25 protein-coding genes, 1 tRNA gene and 1 pseudogene are annotated in these 24992 nt (G+C 65.0%); 22 read left to right on the top strand and 5 right to left on the bottom strand.

The genetic code is table 11. The annotated features are described in order from the left end of the window. Positions 1 to 114: 114 nt before the first annotated feature. The 3 genes from PKA57_RS12015 (at position 115) to PKA57_RS12025 (ending at position 3271) form a co-directional block, all read left to right on the top strand. Positions 115 to 1131, top strand: a complete 1017-nt coding sequence (locus tag PKA57_RS12015; protein WP_324300861.1) for a DNA-directed RNA polymerase subunit alpha — start codon at positions 115 to 117, stop codon at positions 1129 to 1131. A 45-nt stretch (positions 1132 to 1176) separates the two neighbouring features. Beyond that, the gene (rplQ, locus tag PKA57_RS12020) at positions 1177 to 1608 is read left to right on the top strand and encodes a 50S ribosomal protein L17 (protein WP_324300863.1); all 432 of its coding nucleotides are present in this window, start codon (positions 1177 to 1179) and stop codon (positions 1606 to 1608) included. Positions 1609 to 1828: 220 nt separating this feature from the next. Further along, positions 1829 to 3271 carry a DegQ family serine endoprotease gene (locus PKA57_RS12025; protein ID WP_324300865.1) on the top strand — a complete coding sequence of 481 codons (1443 nt, stop codon included), beginning with the start codon at positions 1829 to 1831 and terminating at the stop codon, positions 3269 to 3271. Between the two features lie 9 nt (positions 3272 to 3280). On the opposite strand, the gene bfr is transcribed toward PKA57_RS12025, so the two are convergent. Both bfr and PKA57_RS12035 read right to left on the bottom strand, forming a co-directional pair. Next, positions 3281 to 3766, bottom strand: a complete 486-nt coding sequence (gene bfr, locus PKA57_RS12030; RefSeq protein WP_324300867.1) for a bacterioferritin — start codon at positions 3764 to 3766, stop codon at positions 3281 to 3283. A 97-nt stretch (positions 3767 to 3863) separates the two neighbouring features. Continuing rightward, positions 3864 to 4070 carry a (2Fe-2S)-binding protein gene (locus PKA57_RS12035; RefSeq protein ID WP_324300869.1) on the bottom strand — a complete coding sequence of 69 codons (207 nt, stop codon included), beginning with the start codon at positions 4068 to 4070 and terminating at the stop codon, positions 3864 to 3866. A gap of 201 nt (positions 4071 to 4271) precedes the next feature. Here PKA57_RS12035 and PKA57_RS12040 point away from each other — a divergent pair, with 201 nt between their 5' ends. The 9 genes from PKA57_RS12040 (at position 4272) to PKA57_RS12080 (ending at position 15147) form a co-directional block, all read left to right on the top strand. Beyond that, entirely contained in the window at positions 4272 to 5576 is a 1305-nt protein-coding gene (locus PKA57_RS12040) for a replication-associated recombination protein A (protein ID WP_324300872.1), read from the top strand. Further along, the gene (gene crcB, locus PKA57_RS12045) at positions 5573 to 5953 is read left to right on the top strand and encodes a fluoride efflux transporter CrcB (protein ID WP_324300874.1); all 381 of its coding nucleotides are present in this window, start codon (positions 5573 to 5575) and stop codon (positions 5951 to 5953) included. The genes PKA57_RS12040 and crcB overlap by 4 nt, the downstream gene beginning before the upstream one ends. Further along, on the top strand, positions 5950 to 6942 hold the full coding sequence (locus PKA57_RS12050; protein WP_324300876.1) for an RluA family pseudouridine synthase: 993 nt from the start codon (positions 5950 to 5952) through the stop codon (positions 6940 to 6942). The genes crcB and PKA57_RS12050 overlap by 4 nt, the downstream gene beginning before the upstream one ends. Then, complete coding sequence (locus PKA57_RS12055) at positions 6939 to 7634, top strand: HAD family hydrolase (protein WP_324300878.1); 696 nt, start codon at positions 6939 to 6941, stop codon at positions 7632 to 7634. The genes PKA57_RS12050 and PKA57_RS12055 overlap by 4 nt, the downstream gene beginning before the upstream one ends. Further along, positions 7631 to 9430: an AsmA family protein gene (locus PKA57_RS12060; RefSeq protein ID WP_324300880.1), complete on the top strand. Its 1800-nt coding sequence runs from the start codon at positions 7631 to 7633 to the stop codon at positions 9428 to 9430. The genes PKA57_RS12055 and PKA57_RS12060 overlap by 4 nt, the downstream gene beginning before the upstream one ends. 10 nt (positions 9431 to 9440) lie before the next feature. Then, positions 9441 to 10250 carry an ATP12 family protein gene (locus PKA57_RS12065; protein WP_324300883.1) on the top strand — a complete coding sequence of 270 codons (810 nt, stop codon included), beginning with the start codon at positions 9441 to 9443 and terminating at the stop codon, positions 10248 to 10250. Between the two features lie 172 nt (positions 10251 to 10422). Then, entirely contained in the window at positions 10423 to 11955 is a 1533-nt protein-coding gene (locus tag PKA57_RS12070) for an acyl-CoA carboxylase subunit beta (RefSeq protein ID WP_324300885.1), read from the top strand. A 10-nt stretch (positions 11956 to 11965) separates the two neighbouring features. Further along, entirely contained in the window at positions 11966 to 13993 is a 2028-nt protein-coding gene (locus PKA57_RS12075) for an acetyl/propionyl/methylcrotonyl-CoA carboxylase subunit alpha (protein ID WP_324300886.1), read from the top strand. A gap of 134 nt (positions 13994 to 14127) precedes the next feature. Next, entirely contained in the window at positions 14128 to 15147 is a 1020-nt protein-coding gene (locus PKA57_RS12080; RefSeq protein ID WP_324300887.1) for a hypothetical protein, read from the top strand. On the opposite strand, the gene lipB is transcribed toward PKA57_RS12080, so the two are convergent. Beyond that, entirely contained in the window at positions 15144 to 15839 is a 696-nt protein-coding gene (lipB, locus tag PKA57_RS12085) for a lipoyl(octanoyl) transferase LipB (RefSeq protein WP_324300888.1), read from the bottom strand. The genes PKA57_RS12080 and lipB overlap by 4 nt on opposite strands. Positions 15840 to 15904: 65 nt before the next feature. On the opposite strand from lipB, the gene PKA57_RS12090 reads away from it, so the two are divergent. From PKA57_RS12090 to PKA57_RS12120, 7 genes are all read left to right on the top strand, one after another. Next, positions 15905 to 16132: a FliM/FliN family flagellar motor switch protein gene (locus PKA57_RS12090; protein ID WP_324300889.1), complete on the top strand. Its 228-nt coding sequence runs from the start codon at positions 15905 to 15907 to the stop codon at positions 16130 to 16132. A 198-nt stretch (positions 16133 to 16330) separates the two neighbouring features. Further along, positions 16331 to 16891, top strand: coding sequence for an NAD(P)-dependent oxidoreductase (locus PKA57_RS12095; RefSeq protein WP_324300890.1), 561 nt, complete (start codon positions 16331 to 16333; stop codon positions 16889 to 16891). Then, positions 16888 to 17688 (top strand): phosphoadenylyl-sulfate reductase, encoded by an 801-nt coding sequence (locus PKA57_RS12100; RefSeq protein WP_324300892.1) that lies wholly within the window; start codon positions 16888 to 16890, stop codon positions 17686 to 17688. Before PKA57_RS12095 ends, PKA57_RS12100 begins: the two co-directional genes overlap by 4 nt. Before the next feature lie 89 nt (positions 17689 to 17777). Next, positions 17778 to 17862, top strand: a tRNA-Leu gene (locus tag PKA57_RS12105). A 208-nt stretch (positions 17863 to 18070) separates the two neighbouring features. Next, a complete protein-coding gene (locus PKA57_RS12110; RefSeq protein WP_324300893.1) occupies positions 18071 to 19060 on the top strand; it encodes a kelch repeat-containing protein in 990 nt (329 codons plus the stop codon). A 17-nt stretch (positions 19061 to 19077) separates the two neighbouring features. Next, positions 19078 to 20250, top strand: a complete 1173-nt coding sequence (locus PKA57_RS12115; protein ID WP_324300894.1) for an isovaleryl-CoA dehydrogenase — start codon at positions 19078 to 19080, stop codon at positions 20248 to 20250. Between the two features lie 4 nt (positions 20251 to 20254). Further along, positions 20255 to 21037, top strand: coding sequence for a thioesterase family protein (locus tag PKA57_RS12120; RefSeq protein WP_324300895.1), 783 nt, complete (start codon positions 20255 to 20257; stop codon positions 21035 to 21037). Positions 21038 to 21079: 42 nt separating this feature from the next. On the opposite strand, the gene PKA57_RS12125 is transcribed toward PKA57_RS12120, so the two are convergent. After that, positions 21080 to 21955, bottom strand: coding sequence for a phosphatase PAP2 family protein (locus PKA57_RS12125; RefSeq protein WP_324300896.1), 876 nt, complete (start codon positions 21953 to 21955; stop codon positions 21080 to 21082). 88 nt (positions 21956 to 22043) lie between these two features. Between PKA57_RS12125 and PKA57_RS12130 the strand changes: the two genes are divergently transcribed. Both PKA57_RS12130 and PKA57_RS12135 read left to right on the top strand, forming a co-directional pair. Then, positions 22044 to 23249, top strand: coding sequence for an acetyl-CoA C-acyltransferase (locus PKA57_RS12130; RefSeq protein WP_324300898.1), 1206 nt, complete (start codon positions 22044 to 22046; stop codon positions 23247 to 23249). A 28-nt stretch (positions 23250 to 23277) separates the two neighbouring features. Next, on the top strand, positions 23278 to 23718 hold the full coding sequence (locus PKA57_RS12135) for a DUF1489 domain-containing protein (RefSeq protein ID WP_324300900.1): 441 nt from the start codon (positions 23278 to 23280) through the stop codon (positions 23716 to 23718). Here the strand turns inward: PKA57_RS12135 and panC are convergent. Then, positions 23715 to 24581 (bottom strand): pantoate--beta-alanine ligase, encoded by an 867-nt coding sequence (gene panC, locus PKA57_RS12140; protein WP_324300902.1) that lies wholly within the window; start codon positions 24579 to 24581, stop codon positions 23715 to 23717. The genes PKA57_RS12135 and panC overlap by 4 nt on opposite strands. A gap of 79 nt (positions 24582 to 24660) precedes the next feature. Between panC and PKA57_RS12145 the strand changes: the two are divergent. Beyond that, a pseudogene (locus PKA57_RS12145) lies at positions 24661 to 24992 on the top strand (hypothetical protein); the annotation flags it as partial.

Below are 24992 nucleotides of genomic sequence, written 5' to 3' on the forward strand. Positions count from 1 at the left end.
CTGGTCGCGTCTGTTCGCACGATTGGATGGTGGAGCGGACGTTAAAGAGACCAAATGACGGAAGTCTCCCGTCCGGCCGCCAAACGCGGCCGCAAATGGCATGAGGTTTAGAAATTGATCCAGAAGAACTGGGAAGAGCTGATTAAGCCGAACAAGCTCGAGATCAATCCGGGCCACGATGCCGGCCGTTTTGCAACGGTCGTTGCAGAGCCGCTCGAGCGCGGTTTCGGCCTCACGCTCGGCAACGCGCTGCGCCGGGTTCTCATGTCGTCGCTTCAGGGCGCTGCCGTGACGGCGGTGCAGATCGACGGCGTGCTGCATGAATTCTCGTCCATCGCCGGTGTCCGCGAGGACGTGACCGACATCATCCTGAACATCAAGCAGCTCGCGCTGCGCCTCCATGCCGAAGGCCCGAAGCGCATGACGCTCGCCAAGACGGGGCCGGGCGTGGTGACGGCCGGCGACATCACGGCAGGCGCCGATATCGAGGTTCTGAACCCCGATCTCGTGCTCTGCACGCTCGACCAGGGCGCGGACATCCGCATGGAATTCACTGTCGCGCTCGGCAAGGGCTATGTGCCGTCCGATCGCAACCGTCCGGAAGATGCGCCGATTGGCCTCATTCCGGTCGACAGCCTCTACAGCCCGGTCAGGCGCGTCTCCTACAAGGTCGAGAACACCCGCGAAGGGCAGATCCTCGACTATGACAAGCTGACGATGCAGATCGAGACGAACGGCGCCGTCACGCCGGAGGACGCCGTGGCCTATGCCGCGCGCATCCTTCAGGATCAGCTCCAGATCTTCGTCAATTTCGAGGAGCCGGAGCAGAAGCTCGTCGAGGAGGCCCGCCCGGAACTCGAGTTCAATGCGGCGCTGCTCAAGAAGGTCGACGAACTGGAGCTTTCGGTCCGTTCGGCCAACTGCCTCAAGAACGACAACATCGTCTATATCGGCGACCTCATCCAGAAGACGGAAGCGGAGATGCTCCGTACGCCGAACTTCGGGCGGAAGTCGCTCAACGAAATCAAGGAAGTGCTGGCTCAGATGGGGCTCCACCTCGGCATGGAAGTGCCGAACTGGCCGCCGGAGAACATCGAAGAGCTCGCGAAGCGTTACGAAGACCAGTATTGATCGCCACGCCTTGCAGGCGTCGCCTAGAAGTAAGGAGAAGGGGTCATGCGTCACGGAAATTCCGGCCGCAAGCTCAACAGGACCGCAAGCCACCGCAAGGCCATGTTCGCCAACATGGCGGTCGCGCTCATCAAGCATGAGCAGATCGTGACGACGCTTCCGAAGGCGAAGGAGCTGCGCCCCTATGTCGAAAAGCTGGTGACGCTCGGCAAGACGGATACGCTGCACACGCGCCGTCAGGCTTATGCGCAGCTTCCCGACAAGAAGTGGGCGGCCAAGCTGTTCGACGTGCTCGGGCCTCGCTACAAGGACCGCCCGGGCGGATACATCCGCGTGCTGAAGGCCGGCTTCCGCTTCGGCGACAATGCGCCGATGGCCGTGATTGAATTCGTCGATCGCGACGAGAGCGCGAAGGGCCAGGACAGTGGCCCCGTGTTCGTCGAGGGTGACGAGGAAGAGGCAATGGCGACGGCCTGAACGGCCGGCCGGAACCCTTCCGTCAGGAGAATGAGAGGCAGCCAGAAATGGCTGCCTTTTTTCTTGGCCTGGCCCCGGTTCCCTCGCGGCGCATGACGAAAAGGTAAAGTCGCGGGATCATTTTCCATCTTGCAGTGCCTGCCCGGCTCGCGAAGAATCCGGTCGGGGGCAAGAGGCCCGTCCTTTGCGAGAGGGACGTGCGATGTTGGTGGTTGAATTCATGACGCAATCTTCCTTCGGCGGATCGTTCGCCATGGCTCTTGCAGCGCTGGCGCTCGGCGCCACGCTTGCCTTTTTCCCGTGGGAGGCGAAGGCCGACACGCGCGCCATGCCCGGTTCGGCAGCGGAGGTCACGCTTTCCTATTCCTCGCTCGTCAAGCGAGTCGCGCCCGCGGTCGTCAACGTCTATTCCAAGAGGGTCGTGCAGACGCAGCCCATCTCGCCCTTTTTCAACGATCCCTTCTTCCAGCGCTTTTTCGGCGATCGCTTCAGCTTCGGCATCCCGCGCGAGCGCGTGCAGCAATCGCTCGGCTCCGGCGTCATCGTCGGGTCTGACGGCCTCATCGTGACGAACTATCACGTCATCAAGGGAGGCGAGGCATTCAAGGTGGCGCTGGCGGACAGACGCGAATTCGAGGCGACGGTCGTGCTGTCGGACGAGCGCACCGACCTTGCCGTGCTCAAGATCAACGCAAAGGGAGAGAAGCTCCCGTTCCTCACTTTCAAGGATTCCGACACCGTCGAGGTCGGCGATCTCGTGCTCGCGATCGGCAATCCTTTCGGCGTCGGGCAGACCGTGACATCCGGCATCGTCTCGGCACTCGCGCGGACGCATATCGGCGTCTCGGACTATCAGTTCTTCATCCAGACGGATGCGGCGATCAATCCCGGCAATTCGGGCGGCGCTCTGGTGACGACCGACGGCAAGCTCATCGGCATCAACAGCGCCATCTATTCGCAGAGCGGTGGCAGTGTCGGCATCGGCTTCGCCATTCCATCGAACATGGTACGGCAAGTTGTCGACAGCGCCAGAAACGGCGGACGCATCAAGCGGCCATGGCCGGGCGCGCAGCTACAGGCGGTGGACGCGCAGCTCGCCGAGTCGCTCGGCCTCGACAGGCCCGGCGGCGCGCTGGTGCGGGATGTCTTTGCCGGCGGCCCGGCTGCGCGGGCGGGCCTCAAGCCGGGCGACGTCATTCGCGCCGTCGATGGCTACGACACGGACGATCCGCAGGCCGTGCGCTACCGCTTCGCCACCAAGGCGCTCGGTGGCAAGGTCAAGGTGCGCTATCTGCGCGACGGGCGGGTGGCGGAGACGCAGGTCGCGCTGCAGCCTCCGCCCGAGACGCCGCCCGCCAACAAGACGCTCATCAAGGGGCGCAATCCTTTCGCAGGCGCGACGGTCGCCAATCTCTCGCCGGCGGTCGCCGATGAAATCGGGCTCGATGCGCTTGGCGGAAAGGGTGTCGTCATCCTCGGCATCAATGACAGCACTCCTGCCGCGCAGCTTCAGTTCCAGCCGGGCGATATCGTGCTGGAGGTGGCCGGCCAGAAGATCGACTCGGTGAGCGAGCTTGTCGGCGTGACGGCGGCGACGCGGCAGCAATGGGACTTTGCCATCAAGCGCGGCGACCGGACCTTGACCGCGACGGTGGGGGGCTGAGCCCCCGCCTCAGGAGGAGGGCTTGCCGTCGCCGATCTGCGACTGGAGATAGTTTTCGAGGCCCACCGACTTCACCAGATCGAGCTGGGTTTCGAGGAAGTCGATATGCTCTTCCTCGCTCTCCAGTATGTGCTCGAAGAGTTCGCGGCTGACGTAGTCCTTCGCCTGCTCGCAATAGGCGATGGCCTCCTTGTAGAAGGCATGGGCCGCATATTCGAGCTTGAGGTCGCATTCGATGCACTCGACGGGGTGTTCGCCGATCAGGAGCTTGTCGAGATCCTGAAGGTTGGGCAGCCCCTCGAGGAAGAGGATGCGCTCGATCAGGCGATCGGCGTGCTTCATCTCGTCGATAGATTCCTCGTATTCGATCTCGGCGAGCTTGTGGAACCCCCAGTTCCTGAACATGCGGGCATGCAGGAAATACTGATTGATGGCGGTCAGCTCGAGCTTCAGCGCCTTGTTCAGATATTCGATGACCTTGGGGTCGCCCTTCATCGCACCGGCCTCTCCTCGTCAAGGGGAGGGACAGTGTCGGCCGCTCATGGCGCGGGGGTCAAATGCAATCTCGGTTGGAGCGCAGCCGCCAAAGGGATCAGTCGGCGGCCTGTAGGGCGCCAGCGAGGCAATCGCCGGCGCGCGCCTCGGCGATCATGTCGGCCATGCTTTCCATGCAGCGGCCGCATTGCGGCTTGCAGCCGGCGGCGCGATGCACGCCGACAGGCGAGGTGATGTGAGGCGCGTCGGCGAGGATCTCCCGCACGGAGCGATCGTTGATGGCGTTGCAGATGCAGACGAACATGAGCCGCTATCCTTGCCGGCCGGGCCGCCGCTGGCAGAGGCGGAGCCGGCCAATCCGGGGCTGATCCTGCCATGGGGTGTGAAGAACTGCAAATGCGAATAGTTTGCACAAATTGTCGCAGGTTCCGTCCCCGGTCGGGGACCCGCATCCGCCCGAAGCGACCCGGTGAGGGCGTGCCGAAAACATGCTAGACCGCTCCGCATGAGCAATCTTTTCGAAGCCGCGGGACTTGAGGAGGGCGCGCCGCGCCCGCTGGCGGACAGGCTGCGCCCGCTGACGCTGGACGAGGTCGTCGGCCAGGATCACCTGATCGGGCCCAAGGGGCCGCTCGGCCGGATGCTGGCCAAGGGGCATCTGTCCTCGATCATCCTCTGGGGCCCGCCCGGCACCGGCAAGACCACCATCGCCCGGCTGCTGGCCGACAAGGTGGGGCTTCATTTCGAGCCCATGTCGGCGATCTTCTCGGGCGTCGCGGATCTCAAGAAAGTGTTCGACGCGGCGCGCGGAAGGCGCGCCATGGGCAAGGGCACGCTGCTCTTCGTCGATGAGATACACCGCTTCAACCGGACGCAGCAGGACAGTTTCCTCCCCGTCATGGAGGACGGGACGGTGACGCTGGTCGGCGCCACGACGGAGAACCCGTCCTTCGAGCTCAATGCGGCGCTCCTCTCGCGCGCCCAGGTGCTGGTGCTCAACCGGCTCGACGATGCCGCGCTCGAAAGACTGCTTCAGCGGGCCGAAGCGCATGTCGGCCGCAAGCTGCCGCTCGATGACGACGCGCGGGCGGCGCTGCGCGCCATGGCGGATGGCGACGGGCGCTATGTGCTCAATCTCGCCGAGGAGGTTCTGGCGCTCGGAAACGAAGAGCCGCTGGATACGGCCGCGCTCATCGGCGCCGTGCAGCGGCGCGCGCCGCTCTACGACAAGGGCCGGGAAGGGCACTACAATCTCATCAGCGCGCTTCACAAATCCGTGCGCGGATCGGATTGCGATGCGGCGCTTTACTGGCTGGCGCGCATGCTTGCAGGCGGGGAAGACCCGCTTTATATCGTGCGGCGCATGGTGCGCATGGCGGTGGAGGATATCGGCCTCGCCGACCCGGAGGCGCTGCATCAGGCGCTCGCGGCGAAGGAAGCCTATGATTTTCTGGGGTCGCCCGAGGGCGAGCTTGCCATAGCGCAAGCCCTCATCTACCTCGCAACGGCGCCGAAATCGAATGCCGGCTACGTCGCATTCGGCGCGGCGAGGCGGGCAGCGAAGGAAACGGGCTCGCTCAATCCGCCCGCCCATATTCTCAACGCGCCGACGCGGCTGATGAAGGAACTCGGCTACGGCAAGGGATACATCTACGATCCCGACACGGCCGAGGGGTTTTCGGGGCAGGATTACTTTCCCGACGAGATGGAGCGCCAGCAATTCTACCAGCCGGTCGAGCGCGGCTTCGAGCGCGAGATCGCCAAGCGGCTGGCCTATTGGCAGAGGCTGAGGGAGGAGAAGACGAAGTGAACAGCATTTTCGCCGTTGCTGTCGGCGGCGCGATCGGCTCGGTCGCGCGTTATCTCTTCAACCTTCAGGCCATGCGATTGCTCGGCCCGAATTTTCCGTGGGGCACGCTCGGCGTGAATCTCATCGGCGGCTTCATCATGGGCGCGGCAGCGGAGGCTTTCGCCTTGCGGCTGAACGTGTCGGCGGAGATGCGCAGCTTTCTCATGACTGGAATTCTGGGCGGCTTCACAACCTTTTCGACCTTCTCGCTCGATGTCGGCAACATGCTCGAGCGCCACGACGTCGCATTAGCGGGCCTTTACATTGCCGCTTCCGTCCTGGGCTCGATCCTCATGCTTTTTCTCGGCCTCTGGTCGGTCAGGGCGGTTCTCGCATGAGCGCGGTTACGCAGATCGATGTGAGCGAAGAGGAAGATGGCCTCCGCCTCGACCGCTGGTTCAAGCGGCGCTTCCCCTCGCTCACCCATGGGCGGCTCGAAAAGCTGCTTCGCACCGGCCAGGTGCGGGTCGATGGCGCGCGCGCCAAGGCCAATGCGCGGCTCGCGGCGGGGCAGATCGTCCGTGTACCACCACTTGGCGCGGAGCTTCAGCCGGCGCCCGTTTATGAGCGCGAGGTGAGCGACAAGGATGCGGAGATGATCCGCGGCACGGTCATCTACAAGGACAAATCCGTCCTCGCGCTCAACAAGCCGGCGGGCCTCGCCGTTCAGGGCGGAACGAAGACGGAGCGGCATCTCGATGGCATGCTCGATGCGCTGACCTTCGAGGCAAGGGAGCGGCCGCGCCTCGTCCACCGCCTCGATCGAGACACGTCCGGCGTCATCATGCTCGCGCGCAACGCGCGCGCCGCTGCGGCGCTCGCCCGCTCGTTCAAGCAGAAGGATGCGCGCAAGATCTACTGGGCGCTGGTCGTCGGCGTGCCGTCGCCGCGGCGGGGCACGATCAATCTTGCGCTCACCAAACAGGGCGGGCCGCGCGCGGAGCGTGTCTTCGCGGCGGAGGAGGGCGATGAGGATGCGCGAAATGCCGTCACCCATTATTCGGTGGTGGCGACCGTCAGCGACAAATTCTCATGGGTTGCCTTCATGCCGATGACGGGTCGCACGCACCAGATCCGCGCCCACGCGGCGGCGATCGGTGCGCCCATCGTGGGCGATGGCAAGTATGGCGGCGTCAAGGCGCATCCGGGCGGCGAGATTCCGCGCCAGCTTCATCTCCATGCGCGTTCGCTCGACATCGCCCATCCCGATGGCGGCAAGCGGCTTTATGTGGAGGCGGAGCTGCCGCCGCACATGAAGAAGAGCTGGACGCTTCTCGGCCTTGATGAGCGCGACGCAAAAGATGCCTTCGAGGGGCTGGAGATATGACGCTCCGTCTCGTCGTGTTCGATTGCGACGGTACGCTGATCGACAGCCAGCACATGATCGTGGCGGCGATGGCGCATGCCTTCGAGGCGCATGGGCTCGAGCCGCTGCCGCGTGAAACGGTGCTTTCAATCGTCGGCCTCTCGCTTGACGAGGCGCTGTTCGCGCTGCTGCCCGAAACCGATCCGAGGCTTCGCCGCGCGGTCACCGAAGGCTACAAGGAGGCATTTCACCATTTGCGGGCGCGGCCCGAGCTTGCCGAGCCGCTCTATCCCGGCGCGCGTGCAGCCGTCGAGGCGCTCGCGGCGCGCGACGACGTCCTGCTCGGCATTGCCACGGGCAAGTCGCAGAGAGGCTTGCGGCTGGCGCTGGAGAAGCACGACCTCGCCCGGTTTTTCGTCACCCTTCAGACGGCGGACGATGCACCCTCGAAGCCCCATCCGATGATGCTGCAACGTGCCATGGCCGAGGCGGGCGTCGCCCCCGGCCACACGGTGCTTGTCGGGGATACCTCTTTCGACATGGAGATGGCGTCGGCCGCCGGAACTCATGCGTTCGGTGTCGATTGGGGGTATCATGCCCCCGAGATGCTCGTAAAAGCCGGAGCGTCGCGCGTCTTGTCGGGCTTCGGCGAGCTTCAGCCGGCGCTCGAAGGCTTGTGGCGCCGGCCCGCACCCGGGGAGACATTCGGATGAGGACGATCGGCCGCCTACTGATACTTCTCGTTATCGTTCTGGGCGCGGCGCTCGTCGCCGTGAGCTTCGTCGATCTCGGCCGCTTCGGGCCACAGATCGAGGCGGCGGCGCAGAAGGCGACTGGCCGCAGCCTCAAGATCGAGGGCCCGCTTCACATCGGCATTTCGCTCGTGCCGGAACTCGTCGCCGAGAAGGTGCGCTTCGCAAATGCCTCCTGGGGCACGCGGCCCGACATGGTGACGGCCGACAGGCTCGGGCTCAAGATCGCGGTGCTGCCGCTGCTCAAGGGCAAGGTGGCGCTGAAGCAGGTCACTCTCAAGGGCGCCGACATCTATATTGAGACGGACAGGAGCGGGAAGGGGAACTGGGAGTTCGGTACCGCCGCGCCCGCGCAGGCCGCTCCCGCCGAAGGAGGCGGGATGGCGCTTGCAGGCGTGCCCGATGTGTCGATCACCGATCTCAAGGTCGCCTATCGCGACGGCAAGACGCAGAAGGTGACACAGGCGAATTTCAAGAGGGTTGATATCGCCGCCAAGGGGGCCGGGCTTCACGCGACCGTGGAGGGCGATGTGAACGGCTCGACAGTCGCCTTCGATTCCGACGTTCTTCAGTCCGCAAATGAAATCTCGCTGAAGAATGCCGCGCTCACCGTTTCCGGCACGAGCGCCAAGGGCGACCTGACGGTGGGCCTCGGCGGGCCGAAGCCGAGCATTGTGGGCGCGCTGTCGAGCCCGAAGCTCGATCTGACGCCGCTTGCCGCGGGCGGCTCGTCGAAGGGCGGCAAGGGCAAGGGCGGGCCAGTCTTCAGCCGCGACCCGCTGCCGCTCGATCAGCTCAACGCGGCGAATGCCGATGTCACGATCAGCGTTGCCTCGCTCACATTCGGCAAGATCGAACTCACGGATGTGAAGCTGCCGATCAAGCTCAATAACGGCGCGCTCGATGCGCCGGTTTCCATGGCCTATCTCGGCACGCCGATCAGGGTGGGGCTCACGGCCAATGGAGGGTCGCGGAGCGTCGGGCTCGATGCGAAAACGGCCTCGCTCAATATCGGCAAGCTCTTCACCGATCTCGATGTCACCAACCTGCTTCAGGCACGGGCGGACATCGCCGCAAAGCTCAAGGGGCAGGGCCGCTCGCTTCATGACATCGCGTCGAGCCTTTCCGGCGAGACAAATCTCGCCGTGGGCGAGGGGACCATCAATTCCAAGATGTTCGCGATCGTCTCCAACGATCTCGCCAAGGCGATCATCCCGACCGGGCAGAGCGGCGAAACCGCGAAGCTCGTCTGCGCCCTCAGCGCGTTCGAGTTTCGGGGCGGCGTCGGCACGTCGAAGGCGCTGGCCGTCGAAACGGACAGCCTCGTCACGACCGGCAGCGGGACGATCAATCTCGGCTCTGAGCAGATCGACCTGCTGCTGAAGCCGAAGCCCAAGAATGCGAGCCTTGCGAGCCTCGCCTTTCCGATCCGCGTTTCCGGGCCGCTCAGCGCGCCATCGGCCGGCATCGACAAGGAAGGTGCCGCGCTCGGCCTTGCGACGGCGGCGGGCGGCGTGGCGCTCACGGGCGGCGTCGGCGTGCTTCTCCCGCTGATGAGCACGGGCAATGAGGGCGCTGCGGGATCGGGCGGCTGCGCCAGGCTCGCCGCCAGCGCCGCGCAGGAATCGGGCGGCGTCACCGGCGCCGTCAAGGGCGTGGGCAGCGCGGTCGGCGGCGCCGCTGAAGGCGCGGCCAAGGGTGTCGGCGGCGCGGTGGAAAGCATCGGCAAGGGTATCGGCGGGCTCTTCGGCAAGTGAGCGTATGAGTATGAGTGACGAGGATTCCATTTTCGCGCCTCTCCTTTCGGAGCTGGGACGCAACAGGCCGCTCGACGAGCAGGTCGAGCATCCGGGGCGCAATGCGCTCCGTACACTGCCGAAGCGCTTCTACAAGGAAGCGACGGCTGCCCCCCTTGGTGGCGGCTTCACGGTTCTGCTCGACGGGCGCGGTGTCAAGACGCCCGCCCGCGTGCCGCTCGTGGTGCCGAGCGCGGCGCTGGCGCGCGCCATGGCGGAGGAATGGAACCGTCAGGGAGATCTGATCGACCCGCGCGGCATGTGGCTGACGAAGCTCGCCAATACCGCGATAGATCGCGTGATGTCGCGGCACGAGGCGGTCGTCGATGAAGTCGTGGCATTCGCCTCGAGCGACCTTGTCTGCTACCGCGTCGATCATCCGGTGGAGCTTGCCCGGCGGCAGGCGGCGCACTGGTCGCCGCTCGTCGAATGGGTGGCGCGCGAGTTCGGCGCTGCACTCAAGGTGACGGAGACAATCGTCCATGTCGTGCAGGACGACGTGGCCCTCGCCGCGCTCAGGGCGGCCATCGCGGATGCCGATGCCTTCGAGCTTGCCGCGCTGCATAACGCGGTGACGCTGACGGGCTCGGCGGTGATCGGGCTTGCGCTCCTCCACGGGCGGCTAGACGCGGGCCAGGCCTTCGACGCCGCGCATGTCGACGAAGCCTGGCAGATGGAGCTTTGCGGCGAGGACGAGGAGGAGGCCGCGCGCCTCGCCACGCGGCGCCAGGAGCTTGCCGATACGGCCCGCTTCCTCGATCTCCTTTCTGACGCTACGTAAGTTCCCGCCGCCGGAATCGAGTTGCAAGCCATTGGCAAAATGGCGTTTTGGGTGGTATTGAACCCCCATGCATCCTGCCGGGGCGAGCCTGAAACAGGGCCCATGTCCGGTAACCTTCATATCGATTATGCCCGGCCACATCCCGGTTGGCTCATGGGCTTCAGGGGGCGGAATGAAAGAGATTATTCGCCAGCTTGAGGAGCGCAGGCAGATCGCCCGGCTCGGCGGTGGGCAGAAGCGCATCGACGCTCAGCATGCGCGCGGCAAGCTCACGGCGCGCGAGCGCATCGAGCTTCTTCTCGACGAGGGCTCCTTCGAGGAGTTCGACATGTTCGTCGAGCATGATTGCCAGGACTTTGGCATGGAGAAGCAGAAGATCCCCGGCGATGGCGTCGTCACCGGCTGGGGCACGGTCAATGGCCGCCCCGTCTATGTCTTCGTCAAGGACTTCACCGTGTTCGGCGGGTCGCTCTCCCGCGCGCATGCGAAGAAGATGACGAAGGTGCAGGACATGGCGCTGAAGACCGGCGCCCCCATCATCGGCCTTTTCGATGCGGGCGGCGCGCGCATTCAGGAAGGCGTCGACGCGCTGGGCGGCTATGGCGAAGTGTTCACGCGCAACGTGATCGCCTCCGGCGTCATCCCTCAGATCTCGGTCATCATGGGCCCATGCGCGGGCGGCGACGTCTATTCGCCCGCCATGACCGACTTCATCTTCATGGTGCGCGACACGTCATACATGTTCGTGACGGGTCCGGATGTCGTGAAGACGGTGACGAACGAAACGGTGACTTCCGAGCAGCTTGGCGGCGCGAGCGTTCACACGGTGAAGTCCTCGGTCGCGGATGGCGCATGGGACAATGACGTCGTCACGCTCGGCCAGATCCGCCGCCTCATCGATTTCCTTCCGTCGTCGAACCGCGACGATGTTCCGGAGCGCCCCTATTTCGACGATGCGAAGCGCATCGAGATGTCGCTCGACACGCTGATCCCGGCCAACCCGAACATGCCCTACGACATGAAGGAGCTGGTGCTCAAGGTCGTGGACGAGGGCGATTTCTTCGAGCTGCAGGAAAGCTTCGCGAAGAACATCATCACCGGCTTTGCTCGCATCGAGGGCCGCACGGTCGGCATCGTGGCGAACCAGCCGATGGTGCTTGCGGGCGTGCTCGACTCGGATGCGAGCCGCAAGGCGGCGCGCTTCGTGCGCTTCTGCGATTGCTTCAACATTCCGATCGTCACCTTCGTCGACGTGCCGGGCTTCCTGCCGGGCACGGCGCAGGAATATGGCGGGCTCATCAAGCACGGCGCGAAGCTGCTCTTCGCCTATACGGAAGCGACGGTGCCGAAAATCACGGTCATCACGCGCAAGGCCTATGGCGGCGCCTATGACGTCATGTCGTCGAAGCACATCCGCGGCGATCTCAACTATGCCTGGCCGACGGCCGAAATCGCGGTGATGGGTGCGAAGGGCGCGGTGGAGATCATTCATCGTCAGGATCTCGGCGACCCGGAAAAGATCGCCGCGCATACGAAGGCTTACGAGGACCGCTTCCTCAATCCGTTCGTGGCGGCCGAACGCGGCTATATCGACGAGGTGATCATGCCGCACTCGACGCGGGTCCGCGTCGCTCGGGCGCTCGCTCTCCTGCGCGACAAGGAGGTCGAGACCCCGTGGAAGAAGCACAATAACATCCCGCTTTGAGGGCGATCCCATGTTCAAGAAAATCCTGATCGCCAACCGAGGCGAGATTGCCTGCCGCGTCATCAAGACGGCGCGCAAGATGGGCATCAAGACCGTTGCCGTCTATTCCGACGCCGACAAGGACGCGCTGCATGTGGAGATGGCGGACGAGGCCGTGCATATCGGTGCGCCGGCCGCCGCCCAGTCCTATCTCGTGATCGAGAAGATTATCGAGGCATGCAAGAAGACGGGCGCCGAGGCCGTTCATCCGGGCTATGGCTTCCTCTCCGAGAATCCGAAATTCGCCATCGCGCTCAAGGAAGCGGGCATCGCCTTCATCGGGCCGAACATCAAGGCCATCGAGGCGATGGGCGACAAGATCGAGTCGAAGAAATTCGCCAATGCCGCCAAGGTGAGCACGGTTCCGGGTTTTCTCGGCGTCATCGCCGATGCGAAGGAAGCGGTGAAGATCGCCAACGACATCGGCTATCCGGTGATGATCAAGGCCTCGGCGGGCGGCGGCGGCAAGGGCATGCGCATCGCCTGGTCCGAGAAGGAAGTGGCGGAAGGCTTCGCCGCCTCCAAGTCGGAAGCGCTGTCGAGCTTCGGCGATGATCGCGTCTTCATCGAGAAGTTCGTGACGCAGCCGCGCCACATTGAAATTCAGGTGCTCGGCGACAAGCATGGCAATGCCATCTATGTGCTCGAGCGCGAATGTTCGATCCAGCGCCGCAATCAGAAAGTCATCGAAGAGGCGCCGTCGCCCTTCCTCGACGAGAAGACGCGCAAGGCCATGGGCGAGCAGGCGGTGGCGCTCGCCAAGGCCGTGAATTACGAAAGCGCGGGCACTGTCGAATTCATCGTCGACAAGGACCGCAACTTCTACTTCCTCGAAATGAATACGCGACTTCAGGTCGAACATCCGGTGACGGAGCTTATCACCGGCATCGACCTTGTGGAGCAGATGATCCGCGTTGCGGCGGGCGAGAAGCTCTCGCTCAGGCAAGAGGACGTGAAGATCAACGGCTGGGCGATGGAAAGCCGCATCTATGCGGAAGATCCCTATCGCAACTTCCTGCCGTCGACGGGGCGCCTCGTGCGCTATCAGCCGCCTGCGGAAGGCACGGAGAACGGGCTCACCATTCGCAACGATACGGGCGTCTATGAGGGCGGCGAAATCTCGATCTATTACGATCCGATGATCGCCAAGCTCTGCACGCACGGGCCGGATCGCATCAGCGCCATCGACCACATGTCGGTCGCGCTCGATCAGTTCCGCATCGAGGGCATTCAGCACAACATTCCGTTCCTCGGCGCGATCATGGAGCATCCGCGCTTCCGCTCGGGCAACATCACCACGGGCTTCATCGCCGAGGAATTCCCCGAAGGTTTCCACGGCGTCGAGCTGGCGCCGGCGCGCAAGGCGCAGATCGCGGCCATCGCGGTCTTCATCAACAAGATCCACGCAGAGCGGGCGGTGGCGATCAGCGGGCAGCTGCCCGGCCGGCCGCGTCAGTTGCCGCACGAATGGGTGGTGACCGTCGGCGACTGGGTGCAGCGCGCCATGATCTCCGGCGATGGGGATGCTGGCGTCGAGGTCACGCTTCTCGACGACGAAGGCACGACGCAGCTCGGCCGCCACGTCGTCGCCAGCGACTGGACGCCGGGCAAGCCCATTTTCTCCGGCACTGTCGATGGCGAGGCCATCGTCGTGCAGCTCGACAGGGCGAAGAAGGGCTATGTGTTCCGCTATCGCGGCGCGACCGTGCATGCGGCCGTCCGCACGCCGCTCGCGCACAAGCTTTACCTGCTCATGCCCGAGAAGGTCGCGGCGGACACGTCCAAATATCTCCTCTGCCCGATGCCCGGCCTCGTGAAGTCAATCGCGGTGGAAGTCGGCCAGGAGGTGAAGGCCGGCGAGCCGCTCGCCATCGTCGAGGCGATGAAGATGGAGAACATTCTCCGCGCCGAACGCGATTGCACCGTTGCGGCGATCGAAGCGAAGCCCGGCGACAGCCTCGCCGTCGATGCCGTCATCATGGAATTCAGCTTCGAATAGGATCGCTTTCCGTGCCCTCATGGCCCGTGCCTCGAGCCCGGCCATGAGGGGCGGAGGCGCGCCAAAAGCTCCGTTGACACACTGCCATATTGCGGCGAGCCTGATATTTCGCGGTCTGCGGCGAAGGAGGCTCCATGCGCGTCCGAATTCTCTCAGTCCTGTTCACACTGGCGATGGTCGCTCTTTCGGTTGCGCCCGTGCGGGCCGCGAGCGTCAGGGCCGAGGCCGGAGTATCGGGGGCGCAGGGCGGCGTCGAATGGCAGGTTGATGACACGCTGTTTCTCGCCGGGCGCGACATCAGCGTCACCCGCGAGGTGGCGGGCTCGCTGACGGCAACGGGCGAGATCGTCTCTCTCGGCCGGGAAACCAATATCAAAAGGGATGTGTGGATCGCCGCGCGCCGTGTCGCCGTCGAAGGCGAGATCGGCGGCGAGCTTTCGATCCGTGCGCAGGATGCGCTCATCAACGGCCATGTGAAGGGCGATGTGAGCTTCTATGGCGTGCGTATCGCCTTCGGGCCCGATGCGCGCATCGACGGCAATGTGAACTACTACGCGGCCATGCCCGCCGAGATCGACGCGGGCGCGCGCATCGCCGGCAATATGCGCTCGAAGGTCTGGGACGAGACGGTGAGGAGCGAGCCTTATCGGCCCTATTTCGTCGAACGGCCCGATCGTTGGAGGATGCCCGGCTACAGGCTTTCCTGGCCGGGCGCCATTCTCTTCGGCTTCATCGCGGGTGTCGTCGCTCTGGCTGCGCCAGCCTCGGCGCTCAGATTGCGCGAGGCCGCGTCCGCTCAGCCGGCGCTTGCCTTTCTCATCGGGCTCATCTGGCTGATCGGCACGCCCATACTCGCCATCATTTCCGCCGTCACCATTGTCGGCCTGCCGCTTGCCTTCATCGTCATTCTGCTCTGGCCGCTCGGCGTGCTTGCAGGGCTCGTGGTCGCGATCATGGTGCTCGGCGCGCTTCTCTCGGGCAGGATGACGCTTGCCGACAAGGGATCGGCGCGGCTCATCATCGGCGTCGCGCTCGCGACGCTCCTCCTCTGGATCGGCATTTCGCTTCCGGCCTTTGGCGGCTTCGTCTGGCTGGCGGCCGTGACCTTCGGCGTCGGCGCGCTGGTGCTCGCAGGGCGCGCGCGCACGCTCTAGGGCGGCGTGGCGAAGATGTCGTCGAATGTCGCGCGCAGCGCCATGTCGACGTCGCTCATGCTGGCGGTGATGCCGAGATCGGCGAGGCTCGTCACGCCATACTGGCTGATGCCGCAGGGAACGATGCCCGAGAAGTGATCGAGGTCCGGGTCGACGTTGAGGCTGATCCCGTGGAACGTCACCCATTTCCTGATCCGCACGCCGATGGCCGCGATCTTGTCCTCGCGGCCCGGCCCCTTGTCGGGGCGGCGCACCCAGACGCCGACGCGGCCCTCGCGCAATTCGCCCTTCACGTTGAACTGCGCAAGCGTCGCGATCAGCCACGCTTCGAGATCGCCCACGAATTTGCGCACGTCGGGCGTGCGGCGTTTCAGGTCGAGCATGACATAGGCCACGCGCTGCCCGGGGCCGTGATAGGTGTATTGCCCGCCGCGCCCGGTGCGATAGACCGGGAAGCGATCGGGCGCGAGGAGGTCCTTTTCATCGGCGCTCGTGCCTGCCGTATAGAGCGGGGGGTGTTCGAGCAGCCAGACGAGTTCCGGCGCCTCGCCTTCGGCGATGGCGGCGGCGCGCGCCTCCATTTCCGCCACGGCGGCCTCATAGGGGACGGGCGCATCCGAGATGCGCCATTCGACGGGGCGGGCGGTCGGCCGGGCAGGCGCGGCGGCCTCGTGCATTGCGTTCTTAACCATGGCGTAACTCTAACATGCGACCTTTCTCAAGAGTTGAAGCCGCGTGAGGCCAGGTGGGGGCGGGCATGAATGCCGTCAATAACGTCTTTGTCGAAATCTCGGTCGTTCTGGGGCGGACGAGCCTGCCGATCCAGCAACTGCTGAAGATGGGCCGCGGCGCCGTCATCGAACTCAACGCCGGCCATGAGGACGAGGTCTGGCTCCTCGCCAACAACGTGCCGATCGCGCGTGGCGAGATTATCGTGCAAGGGGAGAAGATTGCCATCTCCATTACCTCGACGCTGACCAACTGAACCTACCCGGCAATCAGCGGAACAGGGCCCCTTCGCGGGCCCTTTTTTGTATTTATACGATCATATTTTGTATAAATATATATAATACGAGTAGATATTGAACTATTCCGCCGCTTGGCTTATTTCTATGGAAATTCGATCAGGCGTGCCGTCGAGGCAGTGTGTCCACCGCCTCCACAGTCCCCGTCAGGAGATCAGATGCTTCCAATCGTGCTCGATGTCGGCGCGCTTCATGTCGTGCTCATCGGCGAGGGCGAGGCCGCGTTGAAGCGGCTGGAGCTTCTGGACGCCGCCGGGGCCTCGTCCGTGGCGGTTTATTCGGCCGCGCCGGGAGTGGACCTCCGGGCGCGCGCTGGTGACAGGCTCATGGGCGCCCGGCCCTCCGCGGAGGCGCTGGAAGCCGCAGGGCTCGTGTTCATTGCCGGGCTTGCGGACGAGGAAGCGGCAGGGTTTGCCGCCACGGCCCGCAGGCTGGGGCGATTCGTGAATACGGAGGACAGGAAGGCGCTGTGCGACTTCCATGTCCCCTCCATCGTCAGGCGGGGTGATCTCCTCCTGACGGTTTCGACCGGAGGCCGCTCACCCGGCCTCGCAAGGCGCCTCAGGCGGCACCTGGAAGGGTTGTTCGGGCCGGAATGGTCCGGACGAATCGAAAAACTCGCCGAAAGGCGGGAGGGCTGGCGGGCCGAAGGGCTCGGCCTTGCAGAGATCGGGCAGCGGACCGAGGCGTATATCAGGGAAGAAGGCTGGCTCCCATGACCATCGTTCAGATCAACCATGAGGCGCGCGCGGCGGTAATGGACACCGATACCCGGCTTTCGCCCCGGCTCGGGCGCTTGCGCGAGCTTTATGCGGGGCTTTCGGGCCAGGCTCTTCTCGAAGCGATGATCAAGACCGAATTTGCGGGCAAGATCGCGGTCGTTTCGTCCTTCGGCGCGGAATCGGTCGTGCTGCTGCATATGGTGGCGGAGATCGACCCGACGACGCCGGTCATCTTCCTCAATACGGGCAAGCTCTTCGGCGAGACGCTGCGCTATCGCGACCGGCTGCAGGAGCGGCTCGGCCTCACCGACATACGCGCGGCTGGCCCTCATCCGGGCGATCTCGCCCGCCAGGACCCCAATGGCGGACTTTGGAACTCCGATCCCGATGCCTGCTGCTTCATCCGCAAGGTTCTGCCGCTCGAACGCGCCCTGAAGGGCTTCGAGGCATCGATCACGGGCCGCAAGCGCTTCCAGACGAATGCGCGGGCGAGCATGGAGCCGATCGAGGAGGAGGCCGTTCGCGGCACGGGCGAGCCCGGCAGCGCCACTGGCACGCGCTTCAAGATCAATCCGCTCAGCTTCTGGGGGCAGGAGGAACTTGAGCGCTACACGGACGCGCACCGGCTGCCGCGCCATCCGCTGGTGAAGGACGGCTATCTCTCCATCGGTTGCATGCCCTGCACCGAGCGGGTGCCCGAAGGCGGCAGCTATCGCGACGGGCGCTGGGCTGGCCGCGACAAGGACGAGTGCGGAATTCACCTTCCGGTCAACACGGATGGCGACGGAATTTGAGCCTGAAACAGATTCCCGTGCCGAAACATGAATTTGCAGCTTGAGGTCCGGTGAGGGATTTGTTACATCGGCGCGTCCTTGAGACATGCGCGGTCGTGGCGGAATTGGTAGACGCGCAGCGTTGAGGTCGCTGTGGGGCAACCCGTGGAAGTTCGAGTCTTCTCGACCGCACCATGTCCAGGGAATGAAGTAAGCTACGAATGATGAAAAGCCGGCTGGCCCCTCGGGCAGCCGGCTTTTTCATTTGCGCAGGTTCATTTGTTCAGGCGCTTCCGGCTGGCCCATGCGGGGCATTCGCCCGCTGGCGATATGCCGGTAAATCGAGCACACTCCGGCTGAACATTCCTTCCGGCAGGTTTCCTGAAGATTCTTCGAGGACAAAATGAGTGAGCCCGATTCGCGCAGCCGTCTCCTGGCGATGATCGGCGCAGTCCTGATTGCGGCTGCCACGGCCCTGCTGCCGGGCGGCGCGGCGGCGGAGGGCTGGCGGGACGGCACGCCCATGACGACGGCGCGCGCCTATGCGGGTGCGGCGCTTCTGGGCGACGATCTCTATGTGATCGGCGGCGGCGGCATTTCGGGGCCGCGCTCCATGACTGAAATCTACGACACGGTCGGCGACATATGGCGGGCGGCGGCGGCCTTGCCCGTCGGCCTTCAGCAATTCGGCATCGCGGTCAGCGGCGGCAAGATCTATGTGGCGGGCGGTTATTCCGCGCGCGGCACGCGCGACGAGCGGATCGAGGAGGAGAGCGACAATCTCTGGATTTTCGATCCGGCGGTCGGCACATGGATCAGCGGCGCGCCGATGCCGTCGAGCCGCGTGGCGCTGGGGCTCGCTGCAGCGGGCGGCAAACTCTATGCGATCGGCGGCAAGGGGCCCGACGCTGGCCGCGTCTTCGTCTATTCGCCGGAGACCGAACGCTGGGCCGTCGCGGCGGCGTCCATGCCTGCGCCCCGTTCGGACCTTGCGCTCGCCGTCATCGGAGACGAGATTTATGTGATCGGCGGGCACGAGGGCAAAGCGGCCACGCCGCGCGTCGACATTTTCGATACGGCGCGGCAGACATGGCGGCCGGGCCCTGCATTGCCCTCGCCGCGCGAGGGGCATGTGGCTGCCGTTCTCGATGGCCGGATACATGTCACGGGCGGCGAGAGCCTTTCGCCGCCGCGCAGCTATGCCGATCATTTCGTGCTAGATGCGAAAGGTGGCGCATGGGGCCGCGCGGCGCCGCTGCCGACGCCGCGCCATGCGGCGGTTGCCGCCGTTGCGCATGGCCGGCTTTTCGTTATCGGCGGCAGCCCCGGCGCTGGCGTCTATACGGTCTTCACCCAGTCCGATGTCGTCGACATCTATTCGCCTGACAAATAACAAGAGAAGCGTTCGACATGGTTGCCAATGATTTCCAGTCACTCGATTTCGATCTCGGCGAAACGGCCGACATGATCCGCGACACGGTGCGCTCCTTCACCGCCGACAGGATCGCGCCGCGCGCCGCCGAGATCGACCGCACCAACAGCTTTCCGCGCGATCTCTGGCCAGAGCTTGGAAATCTCGGCCTGCTCGGCATCACGGTCGAGGAAGAGTTCGGCGGCGCGGGGCTCGGCTATCTCGAGCATGTCGTCGCGATGGAGGAGATCAGCCGCGGTTCGGCGAGCGTCGGTCTTTCCTATGGCGCGCACTCCAATCTCTGCGTGAACCAGCTTCGCCGCTGGGGCACCGAAGCGCAGAAGCGCAGATATCTGCCGAAGCTCATTTCGGGCGAGCATGTCGGCGCGCTCGCCATGTCGGAGCCGGGCGCGGGGTCAGACGTCGTCTCCATGCGGCTCAAGGCCGAGAAGAAGGGCGACCGCTACATTCTCAACGGCAATAAGATGTGGATCACCAACGGTCCCGACGCGGAGACGCTGATCGTCTATGCGAAGACCGATCCCACTGCGGGGCCGAAGGGCATCACGCCCTTCATCATCGAGAAGTCGTTCAAGGGCTTCTCGCCTGCGCAGAAGCTCGACAAGCTCGGCATGCGCGGCTCGAACACGGCCGAACTCGTCTTCGAGGATTGCGAGGTGCCGGAGGAGAACATTCTCGGCAAGGTCAATGAAGGCGTGCGCGTGCTGATGTCGGGCCTCGACTATGAGCGCGCCGTGCTCGCCGCCGGGCCGCTCGGCATCATGCAGGCCTGCATGGATGTGGTCGTGCCCTATGTGCATGAGCGCAAGCAGTTCGGAGAGCCCATCGGCACGTTCCAGCTCATGCAGGGCAAGCTTGCCGACATGTATTCGACGATGAATGCCTGCCGTGCCTATGTCTATGCCGTGGCGAAAGCCTGCGACCGCGGGCAGACGACGCGAAAGGACGCCGCGGGCGCGATCCTTTATGCGGCCGAGAAGGCGACATGGATGGCGCTCGAGGCGATCCAGACGCTGGGCGGCAACGGTTACATCAACGATTATCCGACGGGCCGCCTGCTGCGCGATGCGAAGCTCTATGAAATCGGCGCGGGCACGAGCGAAATCCGCCGTATGCTGATCGGCCGCGAACTCTTCAACGAAACGGCCTGATCCCATGGAATCTGTTTTCAAGGTTGATGGCGCGATTGCGCATGCGCGCACTCATGCCGCGGGCCCATGGGACCCTTCGATGCAGCATGGCGGCGCGCCGTCGTCGCTTCTCGCCTGGGCGATCGAGCGCATCCCGACCGCCGTGCCCATGCAGGTGGCGCGGCTCACCTTCGATCTGTTGCGCCCGGTTCCGCTCGGTGATCTCGAGGTGCGGACGGAAGTCGTGCGCGAGGGCCGCAAGATCCAGCTTTGCGCCGCGAGCCTTCTGGCGGGCGGCAAGGAGGTCGTGCGGGCAAGCGCGCTCAAGATTCGCGCGGGCGACTATGCGGAACTCTCCGGGCTGACCGATCAGCCCGTGAGCGTGCCGGGGCCTTTGCAATCGCCGCCCATCGACGAGGCGGTTCGCATGAGCAGCGGCTTCATCTCCGGGCTCGATGTGCGGAATGCCCGAGGCAGTTTCGGCCTTCTCGGCGCGGGCGGACCGGCGGCCTGCTGGTTCCGGCTCAACCGGCCGATCGTCGAAGGGGAGGGCAATTCTGCGCTGATGCGCGCGGCCGCCGTCTCCGATTTCTGCAACGGCGTTTCGTCCGTGCTCGACCGGAGCTGGACCTTCCTCAACGGCGATCTGTCGATCAACCTCGCGCGGATGCCGGTGGGCGAGTGGATACTGCTCGACGCCGAGGCATGGCTTGGGACGGATGGCGTCGGCATCGCGGCGGGCCGCCTTGCCGATGAGCAGGGCTATTTCGGCCGCGCCGTGCAGAGCCTCGTCATCGAGAAGCGCTAGGCGGAGGGCGCAGGCGGCGGCTGCCGCCCGCGCCCCGTTTCGCTATTTGACGAGCCGGACGAGCCTGAAGGCCATTGGCGCGATGGCGGTCATGTAGAAGCCCAGGAAGGCGCCGATGCCATAGCCGGCGATGCTGGCGTCGAGCGCGAGCGTTGCGGCGGCCTTCATGAGCGCGTCGCGCAGCAGGAAGAGCGCGACGACACCGGCGACGCCCATGACGATGCGCAGCCACCAGGCAGGCAGAACGGGCGCCTCGGGTGCAAGCCGCCGGTCCATGTCCGCGCCAGCGACCCAGCCGAAGAGGAGGGCGAGGACGGTGAGCGTCGCGTCTGGCTTTTCCCCATTCGGCCATGTGTAGAACAGCACCACGGCCGCAAGCGCGATGATCGCGAGGTGGAGCGCGGCCGGCCATCTGCGCGCGACGTCGAAGGTCGGCGACAAGAGCCAGGCGAAGATGAAAATGCCGGCAAGGCCGAGCCCGATGCCGGTCAGCACGTCGTCGGGATCATGCACGCCGAGATAGAGGCGGCTCAGGCTGACGCCAGCGACGATGACGAGCGCCGCGCCCCATGCCCAGGGGCGGCGCAGCTCATAGGCGAGCCAGAGCCACATTGCCGCCGCGACCTGCGCATGGCCGCTGGGGCGGCCATAGGAGCCCGTGACGCGCTCGTCGAGCCAGTATTTCTCGTCCGGGCGCGGGTCCTGCCAGAGGTCCTTCAGCCAGCCATTGATGACCGCCGTGATGGCGATGAGGATGGTGAGGCGCGTGGCGCGCTCTCGATCCCAGAGCCAGTAGGCGAGCGGCAGGGCGATCAGAAAGAAATTGGTGTAGCCAAGCCAGGTGAAGGCATTGGCGAGATGCGTCGCCGCGTCGCTTCGCAGCGGCAGCACCCAGTCCATATCATGCAGAAAATTCACGCGAAGCTCCCCCATTCCTTTGTTTTGAGCTAGGTTGCGAATCCCCACCCAGCCCATTTTGGTTCCGCATCTTAGCCCCGAGGATAAAATGGCCAAATCAGCTCATGCCGCCGATCCTGTTGTCATCGTCAGCGCCGCGCGAACGCCGATGGGAGGATTCCAGGGCGATCTTGCGAGCCTGAGCGGGCCGGAGCTTGGGGCCATCGCCGTTCGGGCGGCGGTCGAGAGGGCGGGGCTTCCATCCGGCTCCGTCGATGAGGTGCTGATGGGCTGCGTGCTCAGCGCGGGCGCGAAGCAGGCCCCGGCGCGGCAGGCGGCGCTGCTTGGCGGGCTCGATCAGTCGACGCCCTGCACCACGGTGAGCAAGGTTTGCGGATCGGGCATGAAGGCGATCATGCTCGGCGCGGATGCGCTGGCGCTCGGTCATGGCGATGTCATCGTGGCGGGCGGCATGGAGAGCATGACCAACGCGCCATATCTCCTCACCAGAGCGCGCGGCGGCTACCGCCTCGGCCATGGCGAGGTCAAGGACCACATGTTCCTCGACGGGCTGGAGGATGCCTATGAAGGCCGGCTCATGGGGACTTATGCCGAGGAGACGGCGCGGCACTATCAGTTCTCGCGCGAGGCGCAGGATGCCTATGCGACGGCCTCGCTTGCGCGCGCGAAAGACGCGATTGCCAATGGGAGCTTCGCTCCTGAAATCGTGCCCGTGTCGGTGAAGGGCAGGAAGGGCGAGGTCGAGATCACCGAGGACGAACAGCCGCTCAAGGCCGATCCCGCGAAGATACCGACGCTGAAGCCCGCCTTCGCAAAAGACGGTTCGGTGACTGCGGCGAATTCGAGTTCGATTTCGGACGGCGCGGCGGCGCTGGTGATGATGCGCCTTTCGGAAGCGGAGAGGCGCGGGCTTCAGCCCATCGCCGCGATCCGTGGCCATGCGGCGCATGCGCAGGCGCCGGCCTGGTTCACCACCGCGCCCGTCGGCGCGATCAACAAGCTCCTTGAGCGGACGGGTTGGACGAGCAGCGATGTCGATCTCTATGAGATCAACGAGGCTTTTGCCGTCGTCGCCATGGCGGCGATGCACGAGCTTGGCCTTGCCCATGACAACATGAATGTCTATGGCGGCGCCTGCGCGCTCGGCCATCCGATCGGCGCATCGGGCGCGCGGATCGTTGTGACGCTTCTCAATGCGTTGAAGCAGAAGGGCGGCAAGCGCGGCGTGGCCTCGCTCTGCATCGGCGGCGGCGAGGCGACAGCGCTCGCGGTCGAGATGTTCCAGGGAGCCTGATGGCTTCCAATCGCGGGAGTGATTGGGCGTGACGCTTCATCTGATCAAGCTTTGTGTCGGCGCTGACGACGTCGAGGATTTGCGGAGCTGGCAGCAGGAGCGGCTTGCCGAAAAGCGCAGGCGCAAGGAGCCGCAGGTGCTCGCGCATGTCACGCGCATGGTGCCGACCCGCGCGGACGAACTGCTCGACGGCGGTTCGCTCTACTGGGTGATGAAGGGCTTCATCCGCTGCCGCCAGCGGCTTCTCGGCATCGAGCCTTTTGTCGACGGGGAGGGCGTGAAGCGCTGCGGTCTTGTTCTCGATCCCGAGATCGTGCTGACGCGCCGCCGCGAAAGGCGGCCCTTTCAGGGCTGGCGCTATCTGCCAGCCGCCGACGCGCCTGCCGATGTGAAAAGCAGTGAGGGCGACGAGACGGACGAGATGCCCGAAGCGATGCGGCGGGAACTCGAGGAACTGGGCCTGCTCTAGACCGGCATGTTGTCGATGAGCCGCGTACGGCCGATCTTGGCCGCGACGAGGATGCGCGCAGGCGCCGTGACGCGGCCGCTCGGGAACGACGCGAGCGAGGATGCGTCGCGCACTTCGAGATAATCGACATGGTCGAAGCCAAGCGCGCGGATGCGGTCCGCGCCTTCGCGCGTCGCGTCGGGAATGATCGCGCCTTTCGCGATCTTCTCCGCCGTCTCGCGCAGGATCACGTTGAGCTGGCCCGCGGCCTTGCGCTCCTCCGACGAGAGATAGACGTTGCGTGACGACATGGCGAGGCCGTCCGCCTCGCGCATGATGGCGCCGCCGACGATTTCGACCGGAATGTCGAGATCGGCGACCATGCGGCGGATCACCTGAAGCTGCTGCCAGTCCTTCTCGCCGAAGCAGGCGATGTCGGGAAGCGACTGGAGGAGGAGCTTCGAGACGACAGTGGCGACGCCTGCGAAATGGGTCGGGCGGAACTGGCCTTCGAGCGGTTCGGAAACGCCTGCCACCGATACTTTGGTCGAGAAGCCCGTCGGGTACATCTCGGCGGCGGAAGGCGCGAAGATGAGGTCGGCGCGGCCTGCGAGCCTTTCCGCGTCGGCCTTCTCGGTGCGCGGATAGGCGTCGAGGTCTTCATGCGGCGCGAACTGCGTCGGATTGACGAAGATGGAGACGATGACGCGGTCGGCCTTCGTCCTGGCGAGGTCGACGAGCGAGAGGTGCCCTTCATGCAGCGCGCCCATGGTGGGGACGAGAGCGATCTTCAGCCCCGCCTTGCGCCATGCGGCGATTTCGGCGCGCAAATCCGCCACCATGCGCGCGACGGGCAGGGAATAGCTGGTTCTGTCGATCGTCATGGCGTCTCTCCGGGCGTCTCTCCGTAATTCCGCGGCGGACCTTATCGGATCGGGGCAGCGCGCTCAACGCGCACTGGCGATGGCGCGCGGCATCTCCCATATGAGGCTCATGGACAGGAAGGCCATCATCGCTCTCGGCGCCGCCATCGCCGTTGCGGCTTGTTCAGCCGTAGCGGGGCCTGCCCGCGCAGCTGAATTCCCGTGGGAGCCGGCAACGCCAGCCGCGCCGCCGCCGCTCAACGCGCCGCAATCGAAAGCGCCGGTATTCAAGACGCCCGGAGTGGAGGCGCCGAGCCGTGTCGTGCCCGGCCATTGGAGCCGTTACGGCTTCGTGCCGACGCGCAAGAGCGAAGGGCCGCCGCCCGCGCCAGCGGCACCCGGCGCGAAGACGCAAGGCTGGGTGCCCGGCCA

It is taken from the genome of Parvibaculum sp. (assembly GCF_035325945.1).
Classification (GTDB): Bacteria; Pseudomonadota; Alphaproteobacteria; order Parvibaculales; family Parvibaculaceae; genus Parvibaculum.